Annotated in this window: 4 protein-coding genes; 1 reads left to right on the plus strand and 3 read right to left on the minus strand. The window is 65.0% G+C overall.

Features of this window, described 5'->3' with window-relative positions:
• Positions 1 to 280: 280 nt before the first annotated feature.
• Entirely contained in the window at positions 281 to 616 is a 336-nt protein-coding gene (locus tag AC1DSN_RS18580) for a hypothetical protein (protein WP_477332141.1), read from the plus strand.
• Positions 617 to 866: 250 nt separating this feature from the next.
• Here AC1DSN_RS18580 and AC1DSN_RS18585 read toward each other — a convergent pair whose 3' ends face one another.
• From AC1DSN_RS18585 to AC1DSN_RS18595, 3 genes are all read right to left on the minus strand, one after another.
• A complete protein-coding gene (locus AC1DSN_RS18585; RefSeq protein WP_477332143.1) occupies positions 867 to 2,243 on the minus strand; it encodes a leucyl aminopeptidase family protein in 1,377 nt (458 codons plus the stop codon).
• Positions 2,244 to 2,312: 69 nt separating this feature from the next.
• Positions 2,313 to 3,011, minus strand: a complete 699-nt coding sequence (locus tag AC1DSN_RS18590) for an HAD family hydrolase (RefSeq protein ID WP_477332145.1) — start codon at positions 3,009 to 3,011, stop codon at positions 2,313 to 2,315.
• Positions 3,012 to 3,016: 5 nt separating this feature from the next.
• The gene (locus tag AC1DSN_RS18595) at positions 3,017 to 4,507 is read right to left on the minus strand and encodes a LysM peptidoglycan-binding domain-containing protein (protein WP_477297246.1); all 1,491 of its coding nucleotides are present in this window, start codon (positions 4,505 to 4,507) and stop codon (positions 3,017 to 3,019) included.
• Positions 4,508 to 4,684 lie beyond the last annotated feature (177 nt).

Here is a 4,684-nt window from a genome sequence, read left to right on the forward strand (position 1 = left end):
ATCCCGGGGTCTGCGATGATCTGAAGAGCAATCTGGTTGCGTACGAATGGTGTACCGGCGCGCGCGGTCCATCTACGCAGGATCAACGTCTTTATGAATGCAAGGACGAGCAGTGCGATAGCGGACTGCCGCCTGACACTTTAGACGCCGGGCCGAAGTCACGATGACCGGGAGCGAGCCTGAGGAATAAGGCCCGCCTGCTCCTGCCGAACGGGGTGCGGTGCCGATCGGAGGAGGTCGATGTCATAATCGGGCGTACGGGCCAAAACAGGGGTTTCTCATGAGCGATTTTGAAGCGCCGTCGCGCGAATACACGCGTCCGCCGATGACGCGCGGTGTTGATCCGCAGCGCATGAACTGGCTTTGGCAGTTGATCCTGCAGGCGACCGACCTGGATCCGAACGAGGTGCGTGCGGCGCTGGTGGCCTCCGGTGTGGCAGTTACCGGGAAGCGCCTGCATAGCTGGGAAGTGAGCGATCAGGACGACGCGTACTTTCCGCTGTCGATCGCGGAGCTGGAGCGGAACCTGCGCTCGGTGGTTGCGATGAAGAAGCAGAAGGCCGAGGCGATTGATGCGGCGATCGAGACCCAGCCTGAGGCCCCGCCCGAGGAATAACACTGCACGCTGCTTGGTAGGAGCCGATTCATCGGCGAATGGGTGCTTGCCGTAACCGGGCCCGCTGCCGCGGGATCGCCGGCAATAGCCGGCTCCCACACTGTTGTTGCAAGCCCCCATCGTTGTTGCAAGCACCCATCGTTGTTGCAAGCATCCATCGCCGATGAATCGGCTTCTACCAAGCACAGGCCCGGCAGGGCCTGAAGAGAAACGTTCGCGTTAGCGAACCTTCCTTTTCATCGGGCGAGGGTTACGAATAGCGCTCGGACAAGAACCGATAAAACGCGCGCAGACCCTGGGCTTCACCACCGCGCGGATGGGCCGGGCGGTCGGCGTCGTTCCACGAGTAGGTGTCCAGGTGCATCCAGTTCTGGGTCTCGGGAATGAAGCGTTCGAGGTAGAGCGCGGCGGTGACGGCGCCGGCGTGACGCGAGGGGCCGGCGTTGGCGAAGTCCRCCACGTACGACTCCAGCATGCGACGGTACGGACGCCACAGCGGCAAGCGCCAGAGCGGATCGCCGACGAGTTCCGCTGAGCCGATGACGTGGTCGGCGAGCTGGTCGCGGTTGGTGAACAGCGCGGGCAGCTCGGGACCGAGTGCCACACGCGCGGCGCCGGTCAGCGTCGCGAAATCGATGATCAGATCCGGGGCCTGCTCCACCGCGTAGGCGATGGCATCGCAGAGCACCAGGCGACCTTCGGCATCGGTGTTGTCCACTTCCACCGTGTGTCCGGCGCGCGTCTTGATGACATCGCCCGGGCGCATGGCATTCCCGGCGATAGCGTTCTCGACGGCAGGAACGAGCAGGGTGAGGCGCACCGGCAGGCGCGCCTGCATCACCAGACCGGCGAGCGCGATAGCGTGTGCCGCGCCGCCCATGTCCTTCTTCATCCAGCGCATGCCATCGGACGGCTTGATGTCCAGGCCGCCGGTGTCGAAACAGACGCCCTTGCCGATGATGACCAGCTTCGGGTTGGAGTTCTTGCCCCAGTTCAGTTCGATCATGCGCGGCGCACGATGGCTTGCGCGGCCTACGGCATGAATGGTCGGGAAGTTCGCGGCGAGTAGTTCATCGCCTACCCATTCCTGCACCTTCGCCTTGTGTTCCTCGGCATGYGCGCGGATGGCGGCGGCGAGATGTTCCGGGCCCATATCTTCGGTGGGCGTATTGACCAGGTCGCGCACCTGCGTCGTGGCGTCGATCACCGGCTGCACGGAGCGCAGCGTCGCGGCGTCCACGACCAGCTGTGCCGGCGGACGCGCACGCGCGCGGTAACGATCGAAACGGTAGGCACCGAGTGCCCAGCCGAGTGCAAGCAGGTCGCGGTCTTCGATGACGCTCTCGGCGGCGAGCTCGTACAGACCTTCAGGCAGGCGCGAGGGCAGGGAGCCGAGCGCCGCGATGGGATCCGTGCGGTCGACTCCGACAAGAATGCGCGCGATGGCGCCACTGGCGTCGGGCAGTACGAGGATGGCGCCCGGTGTCGGACGAAAGGCCGTCGAGATCAGCCACTGCCGATGCACCGCATCGAGCCGACCTTCGGCCGCCGGCATGCCTGCCATATCGACGGTCTCGATGGGGATGACGATACGTTTCCCGGACTTGCGTTCGATCAGCGGCGACATCAGGCCTCCCGTGCCTCGCGGTCATTGGCAACCGCGTCAATGGATTGTTGCAATCGGTGAACCGCTATTCTAGCTGTCCGTAACCGCCGACGCTTCTACCCAATCGGMTAAATGGGTCATATCCGGAAATTCCATGTCGGGCGCAGGTCCATGCGACCACACCTCACCCGTGCGATTGAGCCAAACGGTACGCAAGCCTGCCTCGCGCGCGCCGACGACATCCAGCAAGGGATCGTCGCCGACATGCAGGATCTCGCCGGGCTCGATACCCAGGGCTTCCGCGGCGGCCAGGAAAATGCGAGCGTCCGGCTTGGCCACGCCCAGTCCACCGGCGCTGATGCGCGTGTGGAAGAGGTGGTGCAGGCCGATGATCTCCAGGTCCGCGTTGCCGTTGGAGATGCTGACGATGGGCACGCGGTGCGCGATGCGCTCCAGCGCCGGCAGGCTGTCGGGGTAGAGCTCCACGTTATTGCGGGCGGCGAAGTACAGCCGCCACAGTTCATCCACCGGGGCATCGTCGATGCCGCAGTGCGCGAAGGCGGCGCGGATGGTCATCCGGCGCTGTTCGCTGAAATCGTGGGAAAGATGGGTGTTGTCGCGGGCGATCTGCTCGCGAAGCTCACGCATGGCCTCGATCGGCCATGCGCTTGCGACATCGGGATGGTGTTGCCTGAGCCAGCGGTCGACGACGTGCTCGGCCTCGATAAGGGCCGGCAGAACCRGCCACAGGGTATCGTCGAGGTCGAGGGAGACGGCGCGGACGGCCATAGGGCTCAGCGTGCGCTCACCTTGAGCACCTGGCCGGCGTGGACATTGTTGTCCTTCAGGCCGTTCATGGCGCGCAGCTGGTTCACGTCCACCGCGTTCTTCTTGGCGATGGAGTAGAGCGTGTCGCCGGCCGAGACCTTATAGGTGCGCGAAGCGACCATGGCGGCCGGCTTCTTCGCTTCCTTGGCGGCCGCGACCTTGGCTTCCGGCTTCGCAGCGGCCGGCTTGGCCTCGCTCAGCTTCGGCAGGACGACCTTGTTCGACTTCTCGGAGCTGTCGATCGCCGGCTTGGCGGCGATCTTGCCCTTCACCGTGACGGCATCGGCCAGGACCTTGGCGAACTTGCCGCCGACCTTGGCGTTGTCGGAGACCGAGAAGGCTTCCGAATGGACGCCGGAGAAGCCGACGTGCGCCGAGGTACTGACGCTGGCGACGACCGCGGCGAACTGCGACGGCTCAGCCGTGGTGGCAACAGAGGCCTTGGCCTCTTTGGCCGCCTTGGCGCCCTTGCCCTTGGTCTCTGCCTTGGCGACAGCGACTTCCTTCGCGGCTTCCGCCGGAGCGGCAGCGGCGACGGTCGGCGCAGTGGTCATCGCCTGGCCCACGTTGGCACGGGTGCCGACGGTGGAAGCGATCGTCGCGCGGCGAGCGGCATCGCCCGCAGCGAGCGAGGCGCCATCGGCGTACGGCACGAGGCTGTGCGAACGAAGCAGGGCGCTACCGGTGCTCGAAGTGACGAAAGCAAGGAATTCCTTGATCTCGGCGGCCTTCGGGTTGGTGTCGTTGGTGACCAGGTAGATCTCGCTGTAGAGCACGTAGGCGCCGCTGGCGACCGTCGATGCCGACGGCGTGACGCCGTCGATCTGCAGGATCTTCACCTTCTTGTTCGAGGCCACGCCCGCGAGGGTGGTAGCGCCCAGACCCTGCTTGTCGAGGGTCACGCCCTCTTCGAGCTTGGCCACATTGACGTACAGGCGCGGTGCGGCGACGGGCTGGTTGCCACGTCCGAACAGCAGGCGACGCATGCTGTATTCCACACCATCGGCCGGGCTGGCCACGGCGTAGAGGTTGATCGGGGCATCGGCACCGCCGAGCTCCTTCCAGTTCGTGATGTGCCCCATGTAGATCTCATGGAGCTGCTTGAGCGTGATGTTGCTCACCGGGTTGGACGGGTAGGTGACCATCACCAGGGCGTCCCACGCCACAGGCGTGAAGGTGAGTGACTGCTCGGCAGCGCCGACACCCGGACGCGCGGAGCCGGCGATATCCGCCGTGCCCTTGACGACAGCGTCGATACCGGAGGCCGTATTGAAGGGCTGCAGCTCGAACTTGCCCTTGCCGGATTTCTCCCAGGCCTTGGCGACGTCGATGACCACGCCGCGCGCGGTGGTGATATCGCCACGCCAGATGAGAGCCGTGTCGGCAGCGAAAAGGGTTGCAGAGGCGCTAAGGCCGATCAGCGTGGCGGTAAACAGTCGCGCAAGACGGAGAGACATGGACGGCAAGAACCTCGGGACGGAAGCGGGGTTGGGCATTGGGGCGCAATTGTGGGCTATTGAGGCCGTCGGCGCACCCTTTGACGTCAATCGGCATCCTGCCGGGGGGAAACGGAACGTAGGCTGTCGGGGTTGTGTGGGGGAGAGCATCGCCGATGAATCGGCTCCTACCGAGCA

It is taken from the genome of Luteibacter sp. P4_D7_3, from assembly GCF_056401735.1.

Bases quoted from the DNA above. Each gene is read 5' to 3' on its own strand.
- AC1DSN_RS18580 (WP_477332141.1), top strand. From the start codon at position 281: ATGAGCGATTTTGAAGCGCCGTCGCGCGAATACACGCGTCCGCCGATG.
- AC1DSN_RS18595 (WP_477297246.1), bottom strand. From the start codon at position 4,507: ATGTCTCTCCGTCTTGCGCGACTGTTTACCGCCACGCTGATCGGCCTT.